Here is a 913-nt window from a genome sequence, read left to right on the forward strand (position 1 = left end):
CAGATGAATTAGCGAGCCTTGCGACGCGGCGAGCGAGGAGTTGGACCGAGGCGAGGAACAGCCATGCATTGGCAGATGCGATGGTCTGCTCGAAGTCCTTGGCAAGCCGTCGATTGCGATTGAGCCACGCAAAGGTGCGTTCGACCACCCAGCGCCGAGGCAGGACCGCGAAGCCGCTGACGGTATCGGATCGTTTGATGATCGCGATGGTCCATTTTCCGATCCGGCGCAGGGCATCCTTCAGCTTGTCCCCGGCATAGCCGCCATCGGCGAAGATGTGGCGCAGCCAGGGGAAGCGGTGCAGGATTTCTGCGAGCACCAGCGGCGCGCCGTCTCGATCCTGAATGTCGGCGGTGTGGATCACGGCGTGAACCAGATTGCCCTGGGTGTCGGTGAGGATGTGGCGTTTGCGGCCCTTGACCTTCTTGCCGGCATCATAGCCGCGAGGACCGCCGCTTTCCGTGGTTTTCACACTCTGGCTATCGATCACGCCGGCGCTCGGCGAGGCCTCGCGACCCTCCGCTTCGCGCGAGATCATCAGCAACGCATGATTGATCGTGAGCCACAGCCTGTTGTCGCGCCACAGATAGAACCAGCGCCGCACCGTCGAGACTGGCGGAAAGCAGGGAGGCAGCATTCGCCACGGCAGACCGCCGCGCAGGAGGTACAGGATCGCCTCAAGGATCCGCCGCAGCGGCCATTTCCGGGGACGCCCAACAACCGACGGCGGAGGGAGGAATGGCTCAAGCGCCGCCCATTCCGCATCGGTCAAATCGCTTGGCAAAGCCAGGCTGGTGCGCGCATGCTGTGCGCGAGTGGTATCGGTCCACATCGTTGATCCAAGGTAGTTTTTGGCAAAACCCCTGAATCAACGGCCGGCGAGGCTGTCAAGCTAACCCACTGATACCACTCA

Annotated in this window: 1 protein-coding gene; it reads right to left on the reverse strand. The window is 62.4% G+C overall.

Features of this window, described 5'->3' with window-relative positions:
• Positions 1 to 832: IS5 family transposase (locus tag SMD10_RS25470; protein ID WP_331688510.1), on the reverse strand; the 832-nt coding region annotated here is incomplete at its 3' end.
• Positions 833 to 913 lie beyond the last annotated feature (81 nt).

It is taken from the genome of Consotaella aegiceratis, assembly GCF_036541425.1.
In the GTDB taxonomy this organism is placed as follows: Bacteria; Pseudomonadota; Alphaproteobacteria; order Rhizobiales; family Rhizobiaceae; genus Consotaella; species Consotaella aegiceratis.